The organism is Corallococcus sp. CA053C (assembly GCF_003611675.1).
Classification (GTDB): Bacteria; Myxococcota; Myxococcia; order Myxococcales; family Myxococcaceae; genus Corallococcus.
On the sequence record NZ_RAWA01000786.1, the window covers coordinates 1 to 1,193 of the forward strand.

Below are 1,193 nucleotides of genomic sequence, written 5' to 3' on the forward strand. Positions count from 1 at the left end.
GGCGTCAGCTCTCCGCGGAGGGCGAGGGGCGGGGCAGGGAGACGTCCTCGGCCATGGGGATGCCCCCCAGCTCCTCGGCGAGCGCGGTGAGCACTTCCTGGGTGAAGAGGATTCGGTCGCGGGGCATGCGGGCGAGTACGCGCTGCACCGCGGACTCCACGGTGCCTTCGGAGGGCACGTCCAGGGTGCGGCCGGAGTCGGTGAGCGCGAAGAGGGCCTTGCGGCCGTCGAGCGGATCCGACTTGCGCTCCAGCAGGCCGCGCTTTTCCAGGCGCTTGAGCACGCCGGTGAGGGTGCTGGGGTGCACGTGGAGGATCTGCGCGAGCGTGCCGGCGGTGATGCCCGGGAAGCGACCGACCAGGCGGATGACGAGCCGCTGCGGGCCGGTGAGTCCCAGGGTGGACTCCATCCGCTTGGAGGTGGACTGGAGGCCATGGTCCACGCCCCACAGCAGGCGCATGAACTCCAGCACGTCACCGAGCTGAGGCACCCGGGATCTGCCGGCGTCCGGACCTGCTGATTCCGGGACTTGTGAGTCCTTCATGGATGAATCCTCCTTCACCTACGGCCTCCCTGTCTTTCCGCCATGTGCGCGTGTCCTAGCGCGTCGGCCTGCCGGTGCCACCAAAATCCTGATGACACTGCACGCCGCAGGACGGGGCCGCTCGCCTGGCGCCGGGACTGGCGGCGCTGACGCAAGGGGATGCCCTGCGGGGTTGGCCGGGTGTGTCATCCAGAACTTCCCGGTGGGGTTCTACGGGCAAGGGGCCGCCACCCCCGGGCATGCCGGTGCCTGGAAGCGGCGGCCCCTTCCGAGCCGATTCAACCGATGGATGTCATGGGTTCGTGGCCAGTCCCTCCTTTCCCGGCGACGGGGGAACGGGGACCTTCTCCACCTTGAGCGTCGTGGGGCCGCTGAGCGCCAGGTGCGCGCGCAGCTTGAGGAACTTCTTCTTGCCGAAGCCCTTGACCCGCACCAGCTCCTCGACGCGACCGAAGGGCCGCTTCTTGCGGTGCTCGAGGATGCGCTGCGCCGCCTTCTCTCCCACGCCCGGCAGCAGGTCCAACTCCGCCGCCGTGGCCTCGTTCAGGTTCACCACCCCCACGTATTGCGTGCGCGAGCTGGCGGCTTCCGACAGTCCCGGTCCCATCAGCACGCAGCCCAACACCCACGCCCAGGCCCACTTCACGAG

Annotated in this window: 2 protein-coding genes; both read right to left on the bottom strand. The window is 69.4% G+C overall.

The genetic code is table 11. The features are described 5' to 3' along the window. Positions 1–4 precede the first annotated feature (4 nt). Entirely contained in the window at positions 5–460 is a 456-nt protein-coding gene (locus D7V97_RS43125; protein ID WP_233583619.1) for a MarR family winged helix-turn-helix transcriptional regulator, read from the bottom strand. 376 nt (positions 461–836) lie between these two features. Next, positions 837–1,190, bottom strand: a complete 354-nt coding sequence (locus tag D7V97_RS43130) for a helix-hairpin-helix domain-containing protein (RefSeq protein WP_120616281.1) — start codon at positions 1,188–1,190, stop codon at positions 837–839. Between the last annotated feature and the right edge of the window lie 3 nt (positions 1,191–1,193).

Bases quoted from the DNA above. Each gene is read 5' to 3' on its own strand.
- D7V97_RS43125 (WP_233583619.1), bottom strand. From the start codon at position 460: ATGCGCCTGCTGTGGGGCGTGGACCATGGCCTCCAGTCCACCTCCAAG.